Raw genomic sequence first — 19,693 nt, forward strand, 5'->3', positions numbered from 1 at the left:
GGTTCGCGTCCGTCCGATCGGGTTCGCCAGGGCCCCGCGCCGGCAACGCCTCGCTGTTCGTGGGCCGGCCGCGGCTCCGCGTCGCGCCCGGGCACCCGCCCGCGGGTGACGGCGTCGGCCGCAGGCTCGCCCGCGAGGCCGGCCGTCGGGTCAGGCGGGCGCCGCGCGGTGGCGCTGAGACGGAGGACGAAGGACGCGGCGACCGCGTCGGCGACCGCCGCTGCCTCGGCGACATGAAGGTGGCGTGTCACCGAGGAGCCGTCACAGCAGCCCGCTCAGCGGCAGTACCCGCTCGGCGAGCCGCCCCCGCAGCCTTCCCCCGGCGGTGTCGGCCTCCTCGGCGAGCCAGCCGGCGGCGACCAGCAGCCCGGCGTGTTCGGCGACATCCTCGGGACGCAGAGCGCAGAACGAGGCGACCGTGTCCAGCGCGAGGCCGCCGCCGTCCTCGCCGACGCCTCCGAGACGCCCGTCGGGCCGACTGTGGGCGGCGGTGTACACGGCGAGGAGCCGGGTGGCGGCGCACGCCTTCTTCTTACGGAGCTTCCGGTCGCCCACCACCTTCTGCGCCCACCCCGAGAGCCTCGCACGGGTGACCTTGCCGAAGGAGAACGGGCGTGGCTCGGTGGGCAGCAGCGTGGGGACGGTGACCTTGGTGGGCTCCTCGGGCCGGGACGTCAGCGCGTCGTCGGCGGTGACGTCCTCCGGCAGCCGCAGCCAGCCGACGTCGGCCAGCTCCTGGAGGACCCGCTCGGCATCTCCCTGCAGCCAGCCGGTGAGATCCTGCCCCGTGACGTTCCCCGTACCGGCGCGCGCGGCCCGCAGGGTGAGCATCAGCACCGCGAGCCGCGCCTCGGCCTCGGGGAGCGGGGCGTGGGCCCGCACGTGCTCCAGCACGGTGCGCCCGTGGGCGGCCTGGGCCCGGGTCAGCAACCGCTCGACGACCGGCCCGTCCCCATCGACGCCGACGCGGTTCGCGTTCATCTCGCGGGTGGTCCGTGCCGCCGCCCCCGCCCGTTCCGCCTCCTCGCGCAGCGACGCGTCGCCGGTGACGGTGCCCCACACGGCGAACGCGCGGGCCTTGCGGTCGTGCAGTTCGGCCAGGACGGCGAGGTCCGGTTCGGGGCGCCGCTGATAGGCGCGGAACGCGTCCCCGAGTTCGATCAGCTCCAGCCGCAGCACGTCGGGCTGAAGGTCGTACGGCACGATCCGCTGCGCGACCTTTCCCGACTGCCTCTTCTCCGGCCGGGACGACGCTCCACGCGGTGCGGCGGTGCGGGCGCGGGGCACCGGAGCGGGCCCGGGGTCCGGGGCGGGCGTGCCGACCATGTCGGAGTCGGAGGGTGCGTGGTCGGAGAACATCACCGCCGCACCGCCGCCCACCGGCCCCCGGTCGGGTCCGGTGGCAACCGCCTGCCGCGTGCCGTCCTCCGCAGCCCTCTCCGTGCGTCCCCTGTCCGTACGCCCCCTGTCGGTGCCGTCGACGAACAGTCCGCCCCCGTCACCAGTACCCGCGCTCACCCGATGCCGCCCTCTCCCTTGCCGACCTGCGACCTCCCGCACGCTGCGGGCGCAGCCACCTGACGCTACGTCGCACCGCCACACAACGTGACGTACGGACCGGGGTAGACCACACGTTCGGGTGACGATCCTTGCCCGGACCCGACTCGGCCGGACCGTTCGTCAAGCGGTCACCTCACGCAGCGGGGGCAGTAGGTCCCGTCCCCGACCGACCGCGCGGGCCCGGCTCAGGCCGAGCCGGGCGTACGGGACAGGGCGGTGCGCAGCGCGAAGACGCCGAGCAAGCCGCCTGACGCGAACCGCTGAGCGGTCATCACGCGTGGCCGGGCGGCCAGAAACCCCGACACCCGTGCGGCGCCCAGCATGACCACGGCGTTCACGGAGATTCCCACGATGATCTGCACCCCACCGAGCTGGAGCAGTTGCGCCCAGGCCGGGCCCGCCTGGGGATCCATGAACTGGGGCAGAAGAGCGGCGTACAGGAGAGCGATCTTGGGGTTGAGCAGGTTGGTCAGAAGCCCCATCGAGAACAGGCGGGCGTCGGAGACGGGAGGCACGTCCCCGGCCGGGGCGAAGGGCGAGCGGCCACCGGGCCTGAGCATGTCCCAGGCCAGGTAGGCCAAGTAGGCGGCACCGGCGAGCTTGACCGCCGTGTACGCCGGCGGTACGGCCGCGAACAACGCGGACATGCCCGCGGCCGCGGCCAGCAGGTAGCACACGAACCCCACAGCGGTCCCGCTCAGGCTGACCAGGCCCGCCCTGCGACCTTGGGTGATCGCACGGGACGCGAGGTGGATCATGTTCGGTCCGGGAGTCAGGGCCATGCCCAGTTCGACCAGGGCCACTCCCCCCGCCGCGGCCGGACTGATCACCGGTCAACTCCTGATCGTTCGTCGGGTGGCCGGTGCTCGGAGCAGGACGGCACCTGATTGCCAAGGGCGGCTGCGACGCATCGGCAACGCCTGCTTCGCCCGCCCCAGGGTACGGCCCTGCCCTTCGCCGCCTCCCTCCCCGTACGCGGGCATGCTTGACGATCACCGGAAGGCGGACGTCCACGTCGGGGACGTCCGGCGGGCGAAGGGGCGGAGGTCGCCCCCGCCCCTACTGCGGCCCGTACTTGCGCCCCGTCCGTGAGGTGATCCCGCCCAGCAGTCCCCGGGGCACCAGCTTCGCCGCGCCCATGAGGGTCTTGTAGCGGGGGTCGGGGATCGAGAGGGACTTGCCGCGGGCGAGGTCGCCGACGGCGGCCGCGACGACCTTGTCCGCGTCGAGCCACATCCAGTTCGGGATGCTGTCCGTGCCCATGCCGGCCCGCTCGTGGAACTCCGTGCGGACGAAGCCGGGGGCGAGGGCCATCAGGCGTACGCCGCTGCCGGCCAGGTCCTTCGCCACGCCCTGGGTGAACTGCACGACCCACGCCTTGGAGGCGCCGTAGGTGCCGCGCGGGACGAAGGCGGCGACCGAGGCGACGTTGACGACGCCGCCGCGGCCCCGCTCGCGCATCGCCTCCACCGCCGCCGAGGTCAGCCGGAGCACCGCCTCGCAGTGCACCTTGAGCATGGTCAGCTCGTCGGTCATGGGGACGTCGAGGAAACGGCCCTTGTTGCCGAAGCCGGCGTTGTTGATCAGCAGGTCGACGGGGTTTCTGCGCGCCCCCAGCCGGGCGGCCACCGAGTCGATGCCGGCGTCCGTCGACAGGTCCGCCGTCAGCACCTCCGCCTCGATGCCGTGCCGGTCGTGCAGTTCGGTCGCCTGTTCGCGCAGCCGCTTCGTGTCGCGGGCCACCAGCACCAGGTCGTGTCCGTCGGCCGCCAGCCGACGCGCGAACGCGGCGCCGAGGCCCGCCGTCGATCCCGTAATCAATGCCGTTGTCATGGCGCAAGGTTATGGGTCCGGACCGGGCAGGTCCGCTTCACTCAGGCGCCGTACCGCGCCACGTACTTCCGCGCCGACGCCAGCGCCTCCGGGTGCAGCGCGTCGCCCGCCGCGAGCAGCCGGGGGAGCAGCTCCCGCTGGGTCGTCACCGCCCGGAACTGCAGGGCGACCGTGACCTCGTGGGCGGGCCGGTGCACGATCCGCACCGGGTCGCCCGCGCGGATCTCGCCGGGCTCGATCACCCGGAAATAGGCGCCCGGCGCGCCCTTCTCCATGAAGCGCTTCATCCAGCGCTCCTCACCCATGTGGCCCTGGAAGGTGCGGCAGGGAATGCGTCCGGACGTCACCTCCAGCAACAGCTCCGGCCCGACCTGCCAGCGCTCGCCGATCAGGGCGCCGGAGACGTCCAGGCCCGTGGTGGTGAGGTTCTCGCCGAAGGAGCCGTTCGGCAGCGGACGGTCCAGTTCGCGCTCCCAGGCGTCCATGTCCTCGCGCGCCATCGCGTACACCGCCTGGTCCGCGCCGCCGTGATGCCGCGTGTCGCACACGGTGTCCCCGGCGAGCCCGCTCGCCCCGACGCCCTTCGACCAGGGCGCCGCCACCCGTACGGGACCGTCGGCGGGGCGCTTGTCGATGCCGGTGACGCCCTCGGGCTGGTCCGTGTACGGCACGGCCTCGGCGCGGCCCAGGTTGACGGACAGAAGCTGCATGGCGGAACGGTTCATGGAGGAACGGTAGGACAGCCCCTGTCAAAGCGTCGACGCATTATTCGCCGTCCGGTCAAAGCGTCGCTTATCCTCGGTGGTGTGATCGAGGCTCGTCATCTCCGCGTGCTGCGCGCCGTGGCATCGACCGGTTCCTTCTCCGCCGCCGGGCGCGAGCTGGGCTGCACCCAGCCCGCCGTCAGCCAGCAGATGAAGGCCCTGGAGTCGTCCGTCGGCACCCCCCTGCTCGTGCGCACCGGGCGCGAGATGCGGCTGACCCAGGCCGGTGAGGCACTGGTGCGGCACGCCGCCGGGATCATCGCCGGGCTCACCGCGGCCGAGGAGGAGGTCGCCGCGATCGCCGGGCTGCGCGCCGGGCGGGTACGGCTGGTCTCCTTCCCCAGCGGCAGCTCCACCCTCGTACCGACGGCCCTGGCCGCGCTGCGTGCCGCGCATCCGGGCACCCAGGTCTTCCTGGAGGAGGCCGAGCCGCCGAAATCCGTCGAGCTGCTGCGCGAGGGCGACTGCGACGTGGCCCTCGCCTTCCGCTACGAGGGCGCGGCCGGCGCGGAGGAGTGGGACGACCTCGTCGTACGGCCGCTGCTGACCGACCGCCTGGTGGCGCTGGTGCCCGAGCGGCACCGGCTCGCGCGCACGGAGGCCGCCGGACCCGTGGCCATCGGGGAGCTGGCCGGGGAGTCGTGGATCGCGGGCTGCCCGCGCTGTCGCGGCCAGCTGGTCGAGGTCTGCGAGGGCGCCGGCTTCACCCCCCGCATCGACTTCGCGACCGACGACTACCCGGCGGTGGTCGGCCTGGTCGGCGCCGGCCTGGGCGTCGCCGTCCTGCCCCAGCTCGCCGTCGAGTCCGTACGGCCCCGGGGCGTCCGCACGGTCGCGCTGGAGCCGGCCGTACGGCGGGAGATCGTCGCGCTGACCCTGCCCGACCTGGCTCAGGTGCCGGCGGTGGCGGCGACGCTGGACGAGCTGGCCCGGGCGGGCGCGCGCCAGTCGGCGACGCGCTGACCGCGTCGGGGAGCCTTGCGTCGCGTTCTTCCAGAGAAACGTTCCTTCAGTGAGGTGCGGCCGCCTCCCCGCCGGCCGACGCCGAGGCCGTCGCCGCCACCAGGCGGTTGCGTGCCCGTCCCATCAGCTCCTCGCGCTCGTCCTCGGTCAGCCCGCCCCAGACGCCGTACGGCTCACGCACCGCCAGCGCGTGCGCCGCGCACTCGGCGCGGACCGGGCACCTCATGCAGACCTCCTTGGCCGAGTTCTCGCGAGCACTCCGCGCCGCACCGCGTTCGCCCTCCGGATGGAAGAAGAGCGAGCTGTCCACCCCGCGGCACGCAGCCAGGAGCTGCCAGTCCCACAGGTCCGCGTTCGGTCCGGGAAGGCGGGAGAAATCTGCCATTGCGTGACCCCTTGTAGCCGTTCTGGGTGGAGACGGTGTCCACGACCGTACAACTACGATCTAAGGAGATGAAAATATGACTCATTGCGAATCTAGCCGCAGACACCAGCGAAGTGGAAGAAAAGCGGCTAAATGGGGCACCGGTTGTGATGAAACGGGGCGGGTCCGAGGCGCATGTCTGCTGCGTGGCCGCCCCCTCACGTAGAGTGCCGAAGACGACACACAGCCCCGTAACTCTTTCGAGTGACCATCGTTGAGAGTGCGGAGGCGGTTGAAGGAACAAGTGCTCGGGCGGGCGTCCGGGACGGTCGACCGCACAGGTGACGATTTCGTACCAGCCTGGAGGCTCAACGTGACGCGCAAGAGCTGCGGAGGACGGCCATGACTTCCGTCCTCGTCTGCGACGACTCCCCGCTTGCCCGAGAGGCGCTCCGCCGCGCGGTCGCGACCGTGCCCGGCGTCGAGCGCGTGACGACGGCGGCCAACGGCGAGGAAGTCCTCCGCCGCTGGGGTGCCGACCGCTCGGACCTGATTCTGATGGACGTGCGCATGCCCGGTCTGGGCGGCGTCGAGACCGTGCGGCGGCTGCTGTCCGCCGACCCCGGCGCGCGCATCATCATGCTCACCGTCGCCGAGGACCTGGACGGCGTGGCCCTCGCGGTCGCCGCCGGTGCCCGCGGCTATCTGCACAAGGACGCCTCGCGCGCCGAGCTGCGCGCCACGGTCACCCAGGCCCTCGCCGACCCGACCTGGCGGCTCGCCCCGCGCCGGCTGCGCTCGGCCGAGATGGGTGCCGCGCCCACGCTCACCGCCCGTGAGATCCAGGTGCTGGAGGGCATGAGCCACGGCCGCTCCAACGCGGAGATCGGCCGCGAGCTGTTCCTCTCCGAGGACACCGTCAAGACCCATGCCCGTCGGCTCTTCAAGAAGCTCGGCGCCTCGGACCGGGCGCACGCGGTGGCGCTCGGCTTCCGGTGGGGCCTGGTCCGCTAGGGCCTGTTCGGCGTGTCAGGTCGCAGGAAAGGGGCGGTGCATGGTCAGCGCAGGTGAGCGGGGTCTGGCGCGTGCAGATGCAAGGCGGAGGAGGGCGGCGACGCGGAGCGTCGGCAACCGACGACAACGCCGCAGATGTGCGTGCCAGACCCCGCGTCTGCGGCATGACACGCCGAACAGGCCCTAGGGGGCACCCCGTGCGGAGGAGGCCGAAAGGGCCCGTCGGGGACGTGGCGATCCCCGCTTATCGCGAGGTGAGCGGGGGTGACAAGGCGACCCGCCGGGTGCCCACTGCTCGTTTCGCCGCGGATGACGCATCCTTGAGGTGTGGAGTTCCTCGGGGACGAGTCGGTCGAGCGGAAGGGGAGGGCGCAGGGGATGAGTTCCGGCGCACCTGCTCATAACGCTTCGGTGCACAACAACGGGCACGGAGCCACGGATCGGACGGCCGCAAGGCACCATGGACCGATGCGTGACGACGAGGCGGCCCCTGACCAAGGGACGGTCGGTGGGCTCGTTCACCGCGCCGTCGACGGGGACGAGCAGGCCACGCACGACCTGCTCGCCCATGTCCACCCCTTGGCGCTGCGCTACTGCCGCACGCGGCTGTCCCGGCTGCCCGGCGACGCCCGGCACTTCGTCGAGGACCTCGCCCAGGAGGTCTGCGTCGCGGTGCTGCTCGCGCTGCCCCGCTACAAGGACACCGGACGCCCCTTCGAGGCGTTCGTCTTCGCCATCGCCGCCCACAAGGTCGCCGACCTCCAGCGCGCGGCGATGCGGCACCCCGGCTCGACGGCCGTCCCGTCCGACGAGATGCCCGAGCGGCCGGACGACTCACTGGGCCCCGAGGAGCGGGCGCTGCTCAACAGCGACGCCGCCTGGGCCAAGAAACTGCTGGCCAACCTGCCCGAGAACCAGCGCGAGCTGCTCCTGCTGCGCATCGCGGTCGGGCTCACGGCCGAGGAGACCGGGCAGATGTTGGGAATGTCACCAGGTGCCGTGCGGGTCGCCCAGCACCGGGCGCTGAGCCGGCTGCGGGCACTCGCGGAGCAGTAGCCGCCGTCCTGAACGGGCGACGGCCGCCGTCCGTACGAAGCTACGAAGACCGCGGGCCGCCCTGATCGTGGAATGAGCCACCCCCGCTTCCCGTTAGCATGGACATCCGCACCGATCAAGGCCATTTGGGGAAGGTGTCATGACTGCCAACGTCGACGGAGTGCCCGAGAAATTCGCGACGCTCGGGCTGACCTACGACGACGTGCTGCTGCTGCCGGGTGCATCAGAGGTGCTCCCCAACGCGGTCGACACCTCGTCCCGCATCTCCCGCAACGTCCGGGTGAACATCCCGCTGCTCTCGGCCGCGATGGACAAGGTGACCGAGTCCCGCATGGCGATCGCCATGGCCCGCCAGGGCGGTGTCGGTGTGCTGCACCGCAACCTCTCCGTCGAGGACCAGGTCAACCAGGTGGACCTCGTCAAGAGGTCCGAGTCCGGCATGGTCACCGACCCGATCACGGTGCACCCGGAAGCCACGCTGACCGAGGCGGACGCGCTGTGCGCCAAGTTCCGCATCAGCGGCGTCCCGGTCACCGACCCGGCCGGCAAGCTGCTCGGCATCGTCACCAACCGGGACATGGCCTTCGAGTCCGACCGCACGCGCCAGGTGCGCGAGGTCATGACGCCGATGCCGCTGGTCACCGGCAAGGTCGGCATCTCCGGCGTGGACGCCATGGGGCTGCTGCGCCGCCACAAGATCGAGAAGCTGCCGCTGGTCGACGACGAGGGCGTCCTCAAGGGCCTCATCACGGTCAAGGACTTCGTCAAGGCCGAGCAGTACCCCCACGCCGCCAAGGACTCCGAGGGGCGGCTGCTGGTCGGCGCCGCCGTCGGCGCCAGCCCCGAGGCGCTGGAGCGCGCCCAGGCCCTGGCCGCCGCGGGCGTGGACTTCCTGGTCGTCGACACCTCGCACGGCCACAACAGCAACGCCCTGAGCTGGATGGCGAAGATCAAGTCCAGCGTCGGCGTGGACGTGATCGGCGGCAACGTCGCCACCCGTGACGGCGCCCAGGCCCTGATCGACGCCGGCGTCGACGGCATCAAGGTCGGTGTCGGCCCCGGTTCCATCTGTACGACCCGTGTCGTCGCCGGCATCGGCGTCCCGCAGGTCACCGCCATCTACGAGGCCTCCCTCGCGGCCCGCGCCGCCGGCGTCCCCCTGATCGGCGACGGCGGACTCCAGTACTCCGGCGACATCGGCAAGGCCCTCGCCGCCGGTGCCGACACGGTGATGCTGGGCAGCCTCCTCGCGGGCTGCGAGGAGTCGCCGGGCGAGCTGCAGTTCATCAACGGCAAGCAGTTCAAGTCGTACCGCGGCATGGGCTCGCTGGGCGCCATGCAGTCCCGCGGCCAGGGCCGGTCGTTCTCGAAGGACCGCTACTTCCAGGCCGAGGTCGCCTCCGACGACAAGCTCGTGCCCGAGGGCATCGAGGGCCAGGTGCCCTACCGCGGCCCGCTGGGCAACGTGCTGCACCAGCTCGTCGGCGGTCTGCGCCAGACCATGGGGTACGTGGGCGCCGCCACGATCGGGGAGATGGAGTCGAAGGGCCGCTTCGTGCGGATCACCTCCGCGGGTCTCAAGGAGAGCCACCCGCACGACATCCAGATGACGGTCGAGGCACCGAACTACAGCCGCAGCAAGTAGGCAGACAGGCAGCAGCCTCCCGAGGGCGGCTCCGGACCATCCGGGGCCGCCCTCTGCGGTGCCCCGGCGAGCCCGTCGGGGATACTGGAAGGCGCTGCAACGCATCAGGGAAAGGCCACAGACGTGACTGAGATCGAGATCGGGCGCGGCAAGCGCGGCCGCCGGGCGTACGCCTTCGACGACATCGCCGTCGTCCCCAGCCGCCGTACGCGGGACCCGAAGGAGGTCTCGATCGCCTGGCAGATCGACGCCTACCGCTTCGAGCTGCCGTTCCTGGCCGCTCCCATGGACTCGGTCGTCTCCCCGGCCACCGCCATCCGCATCGGCGAGCTGGGCGGCCTCGGCGTCCTGAACCTGGAAGGCCTCTGGACCCGGCACGAGGACCCGCAGCCCCTGCTCGACGAGATCGCGGAGCTGGACACCGACAACGCGACCCGCCGCCTCCAGGAGATCTACGCCGCTCCCATCAAGGAGGAGCTGATCGGGCAGCGCATCAAGGAGGTGCGCGACTCGGGCGTGGTCACCGCCGCCGCGCTCTCCCCGCAGCGCACCGCCCAGTTCTCCAAGGCCGTCGTGGACGCGGGCGTCGACATCTTCGTCATCCGCGGCACCACGGTCTCCGCGGAGCACGTCTCCGGCTCGCACGAGCCGCTGAACCTGAAGCAGTTCATCTACGAACTCGACGTCCCGGTGATCGTCGGCGGCTGCGCCACCTACACCGCCGCCCTGCACCTGATGCGCACCGGCGCCGCGGGCGTCCTCGTCGGCTTCGGCGGCGGCGCCGCCCACACCACGCGCAACGTGCTCGGCATCCAGGTGCCCATGGCGACCGCGGTCGCCGACGTGGCGGCGGCCCGCCGGGACTACATGGACGAGTCCGGCGGCCGGTACGTCCACGTCATCGCCGACGGCGGCGTCGGCTGGTCCGGCGACCTGCCCAAGGCCATCGCCTGCGGCGCCGACTCCGTGATGATGGGCTCCCCGCTGGCCCGCGCGACCGACGCGCCGGGCAAGGGCAACCACTGGGGCATGGAGGCCGTCAACGAGGAGCTGCCGCGCGGCAAGAAGGTCGACCTCGGCACGGTCGGCACCATCGAGGAGATCCTCACCGGTCCGTCCCGCAACCCCGACGGCTCGATGAACTTCTTCGGCGCCCTGCGCCGGGCGATGTCGACGACCGGGTACAGCGAGCTCAAGGAGTTCCAGCGCGTCGAGGTGACGGTGGCGGACTCGCAGCACCGGCGGTAGCCGCCTGACGGCTTCGAGGAGGCCGGTCGCCCCGACGGGGGTGACCGGCCTCTTTCGCGTGCTCAGGGGCTCGTGAGGGGGCGCGTGACGTGGCGCGGGGGCGTGCGGTGGCGTTCGGGGCGAATACGCGGGGGAGGGCCGTGCCGGGTCGGTAATGTCCCTGCTCGGCGACCCGCTCTCTGGGGCGCCCCCTTCCAAGGAACCGTTCCGGACCCCGCTCCTCGGGGCCCGGCCCGAATTCCAGACGGACCGCCTACCGGGATATGGGCGGCATCGTGGAAGGGGGCGCGCCATGGGCCGTCACCGCAAGCCCACCCGCTGGGACCGGATCCGTCTGCGGACGGTGAAGTTCCGGAGGAGGTGGATCCTGCGGATTCACGGGAAGTGAGCGGCCACCCCTAAGAGAGTTAGGGGTGGACACTCCGTTCACTTCTCTGGAGCCTGCCTCAGTATCCGGCTGCGGTGGGCTCCAGCCTTTGCGGATGGTGAGCGGCCGTCCCTACGAGAAATAGGGGCGGACACCCGTTGCCCGGCCGCAGACCCACTGCGGTGGGCTCCATCCGCTCCCACCGTACCGGCGCAGCCGCCCTCCCACCACCAACCCCGTGGCACGGTCACCCCCGTGCGCCCCCGCCTCACAACCGGTGCGCCGCCCCCGTGGGCGTGGCCCCCCGGGTGTCCAGGAGGAGCTGGGCCTTGACCGACAGGCCCTGGAGGTCGTACGTGCGGTGCTGCTGGAGGAGGATCGTGAGGTCGGCGTCGGCGGCGGCCTCGTAGAGGGAGTCGGCGCGGGGGACGGGGCGGTCGGCGACGTTCCAGGACGGGATGTGCGGGTCGTGGTAGCTCACGGCGGCGCCCATCGACATCAGGCGGGTCGCGATCTCCTCGGCCGGGGTGGCCTGCTGGTCGGCGAGGTCGGCCTTGTAGGTGACGCCGAGGAGGAGGATGCGGGCGCCGCGCGCGGACTTGCCGTGCTCGTTGAGCAGGGCGGCGGCGCGCTGGACGACGTAGCGCGGCATCTGGGAGTTGACCTGCTGGGCCAGCTCCACCATGCGCAGGCTGTGCGGGGCCCGGCCGGTCAGGTCCTGGGCGACGGAGTGGCCGCCGACGCCGGGTCCCGGGCGGAAGGCCTGGAAGCCGAAGGGCTTGGTCTCCGCGCAGCGCAGGACGTCCCACAGGTCGACGCCGAGGTCGTCGCAGAGCACGGCCATCTCGTTGACCAGCGCGATGTTCACGTGCCGGAAGTTGGTCTCCAGGAGCTGCACCGTCTCCGCCTCCCGCGGCCCACGCGCGCGGACCACCTTGTCGGTGAGGCGGCTGTAGAAGGCGGCGGCCGACTCGGTGCAGGCGGGGGTGAGGCCGCCGATGACCTTCGGGGTGTTGGCCGGGGTGAAGTCGCGGTTGCCGGGGTCGACGCGGCTGGGGGAGTACGCGAGGTGGAAGTCGCGGCCGGCGCGCAGCCCGGAGCCCTGCTCCAGGAGGGGGCGCAGGAACTCCTCCGTCGTGCCGGGCCGTACGGGCGACTCCAGGATCACCGTGGTGTGGGGGCGCATGTGGGCGGCCAGGGTGCGGGCCGCGGCCTCCACCTGGGTGAGGTCCAGGCCGCCGTCCGCGCCCGGCGGGGTGGGGGCGCAGATGACGGCGGTGCGGACGCGGCCCAGCTCCTGCGGCCCGGTGGGGGTCCGGAATCCCGTCGCGAGCATCCGGCGCACCTCGGCGGGGGTGAGCGGGTCGGCCTCGGGACCGGTGCGGTAGCCGAGGGTGGGGATGCCTGCGGCGACGGCGGCCTGGGCCAGGGGCAGGCCGTACGGGCCGAGTCCGATGACGGCGAGATCTGCGGGCATGGCGTGGGCCGTCCTTCCCGGTAGCCGAAGTGGGACAGGTGCGCAAGCCCGGTGGACAGGATGGGCGAGCACAACGTCAGACTAGGAGTAAATATGACCGATTTGCGGGATTGATCCGCCTGGTTTCGGTGAGTGTCGAGCGTCGACGGTGAGCTGCGGGGCAGCGACGGGGAAGTTGTCCACAGGCTGGGGCCGCGCGGCGGCCGATGTCGGGCAGGGCGGTCAGAATCTGGGCATGGTGGGTACCAGGAACCGGGCTTCGCCTCCACGGGTGCGGCCGACGCTACCGACAGCGGGAGGCAGCAGTGAGGACAGCGACCCTGGGGCCGGCGCAGCGCGCCGAGTCGCTCGCGGCCATGGCCGAGCGCGAGCTTGACGTACTGGTGGTGGGCGCCGGTGTGGTCGGCGCGGGCACCGCGCTCGACGCCGTGACGCGCGGCCTGTCCACCGGGCTGGTCGAGGCGCGGGACTGGGCGTCGGGCACCTCCAGCAGGTCCAGCAAGCTGATCCACGGCGGCCTGCGCTATCTGGAGATGCTCGACTTCGTGCTCGTCCGGGAGGCGCTGAAGGAGCGCGGGCTGCTGCTCGAGCGGCTCGCGCCGCATCTGGTGAAGCCGGTGCCCTTCCTGTACCCGCTCCAGCACAAGGGCTGGGAGCGGCTCTACGCGGGCTCGGGCGTCGCGCTCTACGACGCCATGTCGATGGCCCGGGGCCACGGCCGGGGCCTGCCCGTGCACCGGCACCTGAGCCGCCGTCACGCCCTGCGCGTCGCACCCGCCTTGAAGAAGGACGCGCTGGTCGGCGCGTTGCAGTACTACGACGCCCAGATGGACGACGCCCGGTTCGTGACCACGCTGGTGCGCACCGCGGCGGCGTACGGCGCCCAGGTCGCCAACCGTGCGCGGGTCACCTCCTTCATTCGCGAGGGCGAACGCGTGGTCGGGGCGCGGGTGCAGGACGTCGAGGCGGGCGGGGAGTACGAGGTCCGCGCCAAGCAGGTCGTGAACGCGACCGGGGTGTGGACCGACGACACCCAGTCGATGGTGGGCGAGCGCGGCCAGTTCCACGTCCGGGCCTCCAAGGGCATCCACCTGGTCGTGCCCAAGGACCGCATCCACTCCAGCACCGGCCTGATCCTGCGCACGGAGAAGTCCGTGCTGTTCGTCATCCCCTGGGGCCGGCACTGGATCATCGGCACCACCGACACCGAATGGGACCTGGACAAGGCCCACCCGGCCGCGTCCAGCGCGGACATCGACTACCTCCTCGAGCACGTCAACTCGGTGCTGTCGGTGCCGCTCACGCGCGACGACGTCGAGGGCGTGTACGCCGGGTTGCGCCCCCTGCTGGCCGGCGAGTCGGACGCCACCAGCAAGCTGTCGCGCGAGCACACGGTCGCGCACCCGGTGCCCGGCCTGGTCGTCGTGGCGGGCGGCAAGTACACGACGTACCGCGTGATGGCCAAGGACGCCGTGGACGAGGCGGTGCACGGACTCGATCTGCGGGTCGCCGACAGCGTCACCGAGGAGACCCCGCTGCTCGGCGCCGAGGGCTACCACGCGCTGTGGAACGCGCGGGCGCGGATCGCCGCGCGCACCGGACTGCACGTGGTGCGCGTGGAGCACCTGCTGAACCGGTACGGCGCGCTCACCGAGGAACTGCTCGAACTCGTCACCGCCGACCCCTCGCTGGGCGAACCGCTCGGCGCCGCCGACGACTATCTGCGCGCCGAGGTCGTCTACGCGGCCTCGCACGAGGGTGCCCGGCACCTGGACGACGTACTGACCCGCCGCACCCGCATCTCCATCGAGACCTTCGACCGGGGAACGCGCAGCGCCCGCGAGGCCGCCGAGCTGATGGCGCCGGTGCTGGGCTGGGACGAGGGCCAGGTCGAACGAGAGGCCGAGCACTACGAGAAGAGGGTCGAGGCCGAGCGGGAGTCGCAGCGTCAGCCGGACGACCTGACGGCCGACGCGGCCCGGCTGGGGGCGCCGGACATCGTGACACGGTAGGGGCGCCCGGGGCGGGTGCGACCGGAGGCCGGCCCGCCCCGCCGCCCGCCCCCGAGTCCGGTTGGCCCCATTGGCACCCTGGGCGTCGATCACTTGTCGGGTGAGGGACAATGAAGGCTCTGTCAGGGCGGGTTGCATGAGGGGACGCATGTCGGAGGCGGAGCGGGCGGGGACATCCCGTACGGACAAGAGTGCACGTCTCCTCGCCGGGCGGTACCGGCTGGGAGACGTGCTCGGCCGCGGCGGCATGGGGACGGTGTGGCGGGCCGAGGACGAGACCCTCGGACGCACGGTCGCCGTCAAGGAGCTGCGGTTCCCGGGGAACATCGACGAGGAGGAGAAGCGGCGCCTGATCACGCGCACGCTGCGCGAGGCGAAGGCGATCGCGCGGATCCGCAACAACAGCGCCGTCACGGTCTACGACGTGGTCGAGGAGGACGACCGGCCGTGGATCGTGATGGAACTCGTCGAGGGCAAGTCGCTCGCCGAGGCCATCCGTGAGGACGGTCTGCTGGAGCCCAGGCGCGCGGCCGAGGTCGGCCTCGCCGTCCTGGACGTACTGCGCTCCGCACACCGCGAGGGCATTCTGCACCGCGACGTGAAGCCGTCGAACGTACTGATCGCCGAGGACGGCCGGGTCGTGCTCACCGACTTCGGCATCGCCCAGGTCGAGGGCGACCCCTCCATCACCTCCACCGGCATGCTCGTCGGCGCTCCCTCCTACATCTCCCCGGAGCGCGCCCGCGGCCACAAGCCCGGCCCGGCCGCAGACCTGTGGTCGCTGGGCGGACTGCTGTACGCCGCCGTCGAGGGCACCCCGCCCTACGACCGGGGCTCGGCGATCGCGACGCTCACCGCGGTGATGACGGAGAACCTGGAGGAGCCGAAGAACGCCGGCCCGCTGCGGGACGTCATCTACGGGCTGCTCACCAAGGACCCCGCCCAGCGGCTCGACGACGCGGGCGCCCGCGCGATGCTCAACGAGGTCGTCCACGCCCCGGAGAAGGCGGCCGAGAGCGAACCGCTCGACGCCACCAGGGTCGTGCCGCTGCCCGCGCAGCCGGACGGGCGCAGGCGCCGCGGCGGTTCCCCGGGAGCCGGTGGCAAGCGGGCCGAGGAGGCCGGGGAGCGGTTGCGCGGGGCGATGCGTTCCGTGCGCAAGGCCGCCGCCGGGGCCGGTGCGGCCGGTGCGGCCGGTGCGGCCGCCGCCTCGCGGACCAAGGCGGGCGACGGCGACAGGACCGCGGCGCGGGGATCCGCGGGGGCGACCGCCGCGCAGGGGTCCGCCGGGACGGCCGCGGTCGCGCCGGCGCCGAGGGCGGGATCGGGCGCCGGTACGCGTGCCGGTGCCGGTGGGGCCACCGGAGCCGGCCCGACGGCCGGTACGCCGAACGCCCCTGGGGGAGCGCGGAGTTCCGGCTGGCCCGTCGTACCGCCGCCGGACATGCCGGCCAGGGCCGTGCCCCGGGCGCCGCTCACCGACGTGGTGCCGCGCCGGACGCTGATCATCATCGCGGTGGTCGTGGCGCTCGCCGTGCTCGGCACCGTACTGGCGCTCACGCTCGGCGGTGGCGACGACGAGAAGGGCGCCGAGGGCGGCAGCGGTGGCAAGGCCGTCGCCTCCACGGGACCGAGCGGCGACACCAAGCAGGACGAGGGGAGCGGGACCGGCACCGACGGCTCCGCCTCCGACCCGGCGGCCGACGGGGACGCGACCGGCGCCCCGGAGGCAGGGGCGAGCGCGTCCGGCGGCGGGAGCGAGTCGGACGACGCGGGCAAGTCCGACGCCGACGACGACACGGACGTGGCCACCACCCACCAGGGGACCCAGGGGTACGGCATCGGGCTGCCCAAGGGCTGGAAGTACGCCTCCACGGGCTCCTCGGGCGACCGGTTCACCGGACCCGGCGGGCAGAAGCTGCTGGTCGCCTGGACCTCCACGCCCAAGGGCGACCCCGTCGCCGACTGGAAGAGCCAGGAGCAGTACATGGTCCGCTCGAACTACAAGAAGATCCGCATAGAGAAGGTGGGCTACCGGGGCTGGAACGCGGCCGACTGGGAGTTCACCTACACCGAGGGCGGCACCAAGTACCGCACCGTGGACCGGGGATTCGTCGTCAACGACCACCAGGGCTACGCCCTCATGTACACCGCGAAGGCCGACGACTGGGGCAGCGACCTGCGCCGGGACACCTGGCGGACCCTGTCGAAGACCTTCGAACCCAAGTCCTGAGCGGGCGGGGCCCGGGTTTCCCGGGTTTGAGCGCTCCGATATCTGGCATCAGCTCTTTGCGGGTTGCCTCCGGCACGTATCGTGAGTGCTTGCGGACCGTACGCAGCCGGAACGGCCCGCCGGGCGAACGGAATTGACCGACGGGCTGCCGGGGGTGGCGACGTGGACGACTATGCGGGACGGGTGCTCGCCGACCGCTACCGCCTGCCCCTGCCGCCGTCCGACGAGTACGAACTCACCGAGACCCGGGCCTTCGACACCTACAGCGGCCAGGAAGTCCTGGTCCGGCAGGTGCCGTTGCCGGAGGTCGTCGAGGCCGAGGTGCTCGACGCGGACGGACTGCCCGACGGCTTCACGGCCCGGGACGGCGGTGCACAGCACCCCGGCAGGCGGCCGCCCGCGGCGGGCGGCAGCACCCGGCGGCCGGCCGACCCGGTGGTGCGGCGGGCCGTCGAGGCCGCGCAGGCCGCGGCCGCCGTCCCCGACCATCCGCGCCTCGACCAGGTCTTCGACGTGTTCGCCGAGGGCGGTTCGCTCTGGATCGTCAGCGAGCTGGTGGCCGCGAGGCCGCTGGCCGCCCTGCTCGCCGAACAGACACTCACGCCCTACCGGGCGGCCGAGGTGGCCTCCGACGTCCTCCTGGCGCTGCGGGTGCTGCACACGTACGGCTGGGTGCACCGCAACATCACCGCGCGCACCGTGCTCGTCTGCGACGACGGGCGGGTGATGCTGACCGGCCTGGCGGTCGGAGCCGCGGAGGAGGCGCTGTGCGGGTACGACCCGGTGCCCCCGCCCGACGAGGACCCCGCCCCCGCCGCGGTCGACCCGAACGGAACCTTCGGCCCGGGCGGCGGCGTCGCCACCCGGACGCGCGGCCCCGGTGGCGCCGGGGCCGGGGCCCTGGGGCCCGGCGGTGCGCGGACCGGGATCTTCCGCCCCGGCGACGCCGACCCCGAGGCCGCCCGGCGGGCCGCCATCGAGGCGCGAGGCGTCGGCGAGCTCCCGGTGCCCGGGGCGCCGGGGCCGGGCGGCGCCCCCGCCGGACTCGCGCCCGCGTCGCTCGACACCGCCGGGGACGCGCGTGCCGCCCGCGCCGGGGCGATCGCCGCGTACCGCGCGGGCGCCCGGGCCGCGGCCCGCGTCCAGGAGGCCCAGAACGGCCGCGCGGCCCTGCCGGGCGCCCGTCCCGCCCCCGACGAGGCGGCGCATACCGGTGGCCCTGAGGCGCCCGGCTCTTCGTTCGGCGACGGGCCCGGCCGGCCACCGCACGACACCGCGTCCGGCGGGGCGCGGCCCGGCCACGGCGTCGAGGCGGGCGGGACCGGGTACGACGCCGGGCCCGGCACAGCCGGCGGGCGACCGGGTTTCGCCTCCGGTCCAGGGGACGTGTCCGGTGTCCCGGGGTCCAACGACGGTGTCGGTCACGCCTCTTCGTCCGGGACAGCCGTCCCACCCGGTCAGATCGCCGACCCGTACGGAGTGGGCGCGACCTCCTGGCACGGTGCCACACCCCGTCGCAGCGACGATCCGGCCTTCTCCACCCCCCGCACGGGCGGCGAACCGGCCACCGGTCCCGGCCCGGCTACCGGTCCCGGCCCGGCTACCGGGCGCGCCCTGCCCGCCGCGCGGCAGGAGGACACCGCCGGGCTCGCCGCCCCGCGCCAGGGGGGCGGCGCCGCCGGCCCACGGCACGAGGGCGGACCCGCCGCCCCGCACCAGGAAGGTGGCCCCGCCGCCGCCCTGCACCAGGAAGGTGGCCCCGCCGCCCCGTGGCAGGAGGGCGGCGCCGAGACCGCCGCGCGCTGGGGCGACCTGGTCGCCCGTACCCCCGCGCCGCGCGGTCCCGCCACCGCGCTCGCGGCCGAGCGGGCCCGGCAGACGCGGATGGCCGTGGTCGGCCCCGTGACCGAGCGCTGGGCGCCGGAACAGGCCGGTCCCGTGCACGAGAACTGGCAGCTGGCCGCGCCCATCGGCCCCGCCACCGACCTGTGGGCGCTGGGCGCGCTGCTCTTTCGCGCCGTACAGGGGCACGCGCCCTACCCGGAGGAGTCGACCGCCGAGCTGGTGCAGATCGTGTGCGCGGAGCCGCCCGCGTTCGCCGAGGAGTGCGGACCGCTGCGGCCGGTCGTGGAGTCGCTGCTGCGTCAGGACCCCACCGAACGCATCGACTTCGAGGAGCTGCGCGGCTGGCTGCGCTCGCTCGTGCGCTCGGCGCCCGAGCCGGAGGCCGGACTGCACGTCATCTCGGCGCCGCCCGCCGAGACCGGCCGACTGCCCATCGTGCGCCGCCGCGGCGAGCTGGTGCGCAGGCGGCGTGCCGGGCTGCCCGCGCACCACGGACGGCACAAGCGGGGCAGGCCGGAGACGAACCGCTCCCCGCGCAGCCTCGGCCGGACCCTGCTCGTGCTGATACTGCTGGCGATGGCCGGCGCGGTCGCGTACGCCATGTTCTTCATGCCGAAGGGCGACACGAACGGCACGGGCGCCGCCGACCGCACCGGCGCCGCCGGCGAGGCGAGCCAGGCGCCGCCCGCGAAGTCGCCGGACGTCAGCAGCGAGCCCCGGCCCGAGCAGACGTCCCCGAAGGCCGACCCCGGCGCCTCCCGGACGGCGGGCGGCTCCACCGAGACGCAGTCCAACGTCGCCGACGGCTTCACCCTGCGCAAGGACCCGGAGGGCTTCCGCATCGCCGTCGCCGAGGGCTGGGACCGCGCCCCGCGCAACGGCAGCGGCCAGGTCGTCTACAGCAAGGGCGACTTCGAGCTCATCGTCGTACCCGGCCGGGACCGCACGTCAGAGTTCGGCGACGATCCGATGGCCTACCAGCGCGACAGCGAGGCCGAGTTGGCCTCCTACCGTGCCTCCAGCTGGGCCACCTCCAGCGGGCTGAAGACCATCGAGGTCGGCGGACGGACCATGGCCGAGGGGCAGTTCACCTGGACCGGCGCCGGCGGCGAGCTGTACGTGCGCAACGTCGCCATCCTCATCGACGGCCGCTACCACGTGGTGCAGGTGCGCGGTCCGGAGGCGGAGCGTGACGAGGTGACCCGGCTGTACGAACAGGCCTCGGCCACCTACCAGTACGCGCGCTGAACGCAGTTCGGCCCGATGGTTGCCTCCCGTCACGGAAAGCGACAACCGTCACAGAGCGGTTTCC

Annotated in this window: 14 protein-coding genes; 8 read left to right on the top strand and 6 right to left on the bottom strand. The window is 73.2% G+C overall.

From position 1 onward, the window contains the following. Positions 1-261: 261 nt before the first annotated feature. From ACGH7X_RS23675 to ACGH7X_RS23690, 4 genes are all read right to left on the bottom strand, one after another. Positions 262-1,518 carry a hypothetical protein gene (locus ACGH7X_RS23675; RefSeq protein WP_399887667.1) on the bottom strand — a complete coding sequence of 419 codons (1,257 nt, stop codon included), beginning with the start codon at positions 1,516-1,518 and terminating at the stop codon, positions 262-264. 227 nt (positions 1,519-1,745) lie between these two features. After that, positions 1,746-2,390, bottom strand: a complete 645-nt coding sequence (locus tag ACGH7X_RS23680) for a LysE family translocator (RefSeq protein WP_399887669.1) — start codon at positions 2,388-2,390, stop codon at positions 1,746-1,748. A 229-nt stretch (positions 2,391-2,619) separates the two neighbouring features. Next, on the bottom strand, positions 2,620-3,393 hold the full coding sequence (locus ACGH7X_RS23685; RefSeq protein WP_399887671.1) for an SDR family NAD(P)-dependent oxidoreductase: 774 nt from the start codon (positions 3,391-3,393) through the stop codon (positions 2,620-2,622). A gap of 41 nt (positions 3,394-3,434) precedes the next feature. Continuing rightward, positions 3,435-4,103, bottom strand: a complete 669-nt coding sequence (locus ACGH7X_RS23690) for an MOSC domain-containing protein (protein WP_399897285.1) — start codon at positions 4,101-4,103, stop codon at positions 3,435-3,437. 96 nt (positions 4,104-4,199) lie between these two features. Between ACGH7X_RS23690 and ACGH7X_RS23695 the strand changes: the two genes are divergently transcribed. Continuing rightward, positions 4,200-5,120 (top strand): LysR family transcriptional regulator, encoded by a 921-nt coding sequence (locus ACGH7X_RS23695; RefSeq protein ID WP_399887673.1) that lies wholly within the window; start codon positions 4,200-4,202, stop codon positions 5,118-5,120. Positions 5,121-5,166: 46 nt separating this feature from the next. Here the strand turns inward: ACGH7X_RS23695 and ACGH7X_RS23700 are convergent, their stop codons facing one another. Further along, on the bottom strand, positions 5,167-5,505 hold the full coding sequence (locus tag ACGH7X_RS23700) for a WhiB family transcriptional regulator (protein ID WP_029394253.1): 339 nt from the start codon (positions 5,503-5,505) through the stop codon (positions 5,167-5,169). 381 nt (positions 5,506-5,886) lie between these two features. Here ACGH7X_RS23700 and ACGH7X_RS23705 point away from each other — a divergent pair, with 381 nt between their 5' ends. The 4 genes from ACGH7X_RS23705 (at position 5,887) to ACGH7X_RS23720 (ending at position 10,447) form a co-directional block, all read left to right on the top strand. Beyond that, positions 5,887-6,498, top strand: a complete 612-nt coding sequence (locus ACGH7X_RS23705) for a response regulator transcription factor (protein WP_003948568.1) — start codon at positions 5,887-5,889, stop codon at positions 6,496-6,498. A 468-nt stretch (positions 6,499-6,966) separates the two neighbouring features. After that, a complete protein-coding gene (locus ACGH7X_RS23710) occupies positions 6,967-7,554 on the top strand; it encodes a sigma-70 family RNA polymerase sigma factor (protein ID WP_019329587.1) in 588 nt (195 codons plus the stop codon). Between the two features lie 139 nt (positions 7,555-7,693). After that, the gene (gene guaB, locus ACGH7X_RS23715) at positions 7,694-9,199 is read left to right on the top strand and encodes an IMP dehydrogenase (RefSeq protein WP_399887675.1); all 1,506 of its coding nucleotides are present in this window, start codon (positions 7,694-7,696) and stop codon (positions 9,197-9,199) included. A gap of 123 nt (positions 9,200-9,322) precedes the next feature. Then, complete coding sequence (locus ACGH7X_RS23720; RefSeq protein WP_210957883.1) at positions 9,323-10,447, top strand: GuaB3 family IMP dehydrogenase-related protein; 1,125 nt, start codon at positions 9,323-9,325, stop codon at positions 10,445-10,447. Between the two features lie 635 nt (positions 10,448-11,082). Here the strand turns inward: ACGH7X_RS23720 and ACGH7X_RS23725 are convergent. Then, positions 11,083-12,291 carry a nucleotide sugar dehydrogenase gene (locus ACGH7X_RS23725; protein WP_399887677.1) on the bottom strand — a complete coding sequence of 403 codons (1,209 nt, stop codon included), beginning with the start codon at positions 12,289-12,291 and terminating at the stop codon, positions 11,083-11,085. A gap of 305 nt (positions 12,292-12,596) precedes the next feature. Here ACGH7X_RS23725 and ACGH7X_RS23730 point away from each other — a divergent pair, with 305 nt between their 5' ends. The 3 genes from ACGH7X_RS23730 to ACGH7X_RS23740 all read left to right on the top strand — a co-directional run bounded on the left by ACGH7X_RS23730 (position 12,597) and on the right by ACGH7X_RS23740 (position 19,629). Continuing rightward, on the top strand, positions 12,597-14,303 hold the full coding sequence (locus ACGH7X_RS23730) for a glycerol-3-phosphate dehydrogenase/oxidase (RefSeq protein ID WP_399887679.1): 1,707 nt from the start codon (positions 12,597-12,599) through the stop codon (positions 14,301-14,303). A 148-nt stretch (positions 14,304-14,451) separates the two neighbouring features. Beyond that, complete coding sequence (locus tag ACGH7X_RS23735) at positions 14,452-16,536, top strand: serine/threonine-protein kinase (protein WP_399897288.1); 2,085 nt, start codon at positions 14,452-14,454, stop codon at positions 16,534-16,536. Positions 16,537-16,698: 162 nt separating this feature from the next. Further along, positions 16,699-19,629 (top strand): protein kinase, encoded by a 2,931-nt coding sequence (locus ACGH7X_RS23740; protein WP_399887681.1) that lies wholly within the window; start codon positions 16,699-16,701, stop codon positions 19,627-19,629. The last annotated feature ends 64 nt before the right edge of the window (positions 19,630-19,693 follow it).

The organism is Streptomyces sp. BBFR51 (assembly GCF_044591655.1).
Classification (GTDB): domain Bacteria; phylum Actinomycetota; class Actinomycetes; order Streptomycetales; family Streptomycetaceae; genus Streptomyces.